We start from the raw sequence: 1,773 nt of genomic DNA, 5'->3' as shown, positions 1-1,773 counted from the left end.
GACGTAGGTGGGAGGGGAATTTCGCCGGGGCGTCAGCCCCGCTGGTTTTGAATGTATTGCTTGATCACCTCCAACGGTGCTCCGCCGCAAGAGCCCGCAAAGTAAGAGCGTGACCAGAGTACGGGTTTGCTGTAAGCACCTCTCAAGTCCAGAAATTCATTACGCAGCCGCCTTGATGTGACCGCCTTTAAGGAGTTCACCAGTACCGATAACTGCACCGTTGGCGCGTACTCAATCAGCATATGAACGTGATCAGCCTCTCCGTCACACTCTTTCAGTTCCGCGCCAAAGTCTTTGCAAACCTCAGTAGCATACTGATTGAAAGCGGTAAGGTGTAAATCGCCAAAAACCTTTCTTCGGTACTTCGTCACAAAAACCAGATGAACGTGAAGAAGGTAGGCTGCGTGACGCGATTTGTTAATGTCAAAGGCTTGCATTAAATCTCTCTTTCAAGTGTAATTTCACTACCAGATGGTGCTATACACTGAATTGAAAATGCAAATTCTGAAAGCCTACAAATTCCGACTGGAACCGACCGAACAACAAGCGCAACGCCTGCGCCAGTTGGGCGGCTGTGCTCGTTATGTCTGGAATCACGGGTTGGCAGAAACTAAACGCATTCTTGATGCTGGCGAAAAACTGCCTTCTGCCTTTGAGCTGAACCGGATGCTCACCACTTGGAAGAAAGACCCAGAAATGGCCTTTCTGGCCGAGGCATACACCGACAACCTCCAGCAGAAACTCAAGGATTTGCACGGCGCGTGGATGCGCTGCTTTGATAAGAAGTTGGTCGCCAAGGCACCCGTATTCAAGAAAAAAAGCGACAACCGCGACTCTATCCGGTTCGTCAACTTCGACAAGTATTGCCGCCTTGAAAAGGGTCGTGTGAAGCTGCCAGCCGGGCTGGCGTGGGTCAAGTTTCGCCAGTCACGCCCAGTCGAAGGGAAGATTAAAAACGCGACCGTCAGCCAAGCCGCCGGGCACTGGTATATCTCATTTCAGGTCGAGCAGGAGATCCCCGAGCCAATTCACCCGTCTGGCTCAATGGCCGGGCTGGATGCTGGTATCGCCAAGCTCGCAACTCTGTCAGACGGAACGGTGTTTGAGCCCGTCAACAGCTTCAAAACCAATCAGGCCAAGCTGGCAAGGCTTCAGCGCCAATTGAGCAAAAAGGTAAAGTTCAGCAGTAACTGGAAGAAACAAAAAGCCAAGATCCAGCGGCTGCACTCACATATCGCCAATACCCGCCGCGATTACCTTCACAAGGTCACAACGACTATCAGCAAAAACCACGCGATGATCGTCATTGAGGATTTGAAGGTTGCCAGCATGTCAAAATCAGCAGCGGGTACGACAAGCCAGCCGGGGCGCAACGTCCGGGCAAAATCAGGCTTGAATCGGTCGATATTGGATCAGGGTTGGTTTGAGCTTCGCCGCCAGCTTGAATACAAGCAGGCATGGCGAGGCGGTCAGGTGTTGGCGATAAACCCAGCCTACACCAGCCAGCAATGCGCCTGTTGTGGGCATACAGAGAGGGATAATCGCCAGACGCAAAGCCAGTTTAAATGCGCTGCGTGTGGTTATGAGGCGAACGCCGATGTGAACGGCGCTCGCAATATTTTAGCGGCGGGACACGCCGTTTTAGCCTGTGGAGGCGTGGTGCAATCAGGCCGCCCGATGAAGCAGGAACCCGGTACTGCGCGAGCAGCTATCACCCAGTAATGGGAATCCCCCTCCTGAGACGCGAAGCGCGAAGGTGGGGGAGGATGTCAA

2 protein-coding genes are annotated in these 1,773 nt (G+C 53.1%); one reads left to right on the top strand and one right to left on the bottom strand.

Annotated elements, in window-relative coordinates:
* Window positions 1-32: 32 nt before the first annotated feature.
* On the bottom strand, window positions 33-437 hold the full coding sequence (gene tnpA, locus PG892_RS22155) for an IS200/IS605 family transposase (RefSeq protein WP_270825890.1): 405 nt from the start codon (window positions 435-437) through the stop codon (window positions 33-35).
* Between the two features lie 58 nt (window positions 438-495).
* Between tnpA and PG892_RS22150 the strand changes: the two genes are divergently transcribed.
* The gene (locus PG892_RS22150) at window positions 496-1,722 is read left to right on the top strand and encodes an RNA-guided endonuclease InsQ/TnpB family protein (RefSeq protein WP_270825888.1); all 1,227 of its coding nucleotides are present in this window, start codon (window positions 496-498) and stop codon (window positions 1,720-1,722) included.
* The last annotated feature ends 51 nt before the right edge of the window (window positions 1,723-1,773 follow it).

The sequence above is a fragment of the Aeromonas sp. QDB68 genome (assembly GCF_027707405.1).
In the GTDB taxonomy this organism is placed as follows: domain Bacteria; phylum Pseudomonadota; class Gammaproteobacteria; order Enterobacterales; family Aeromonadaceae; genus Aeromonas; species Aeromonas caviae.
Note: the sequence above shows the minus strand (reverse complement) of the source record. Positions and strands in the feature narration are given on the sequence as shown.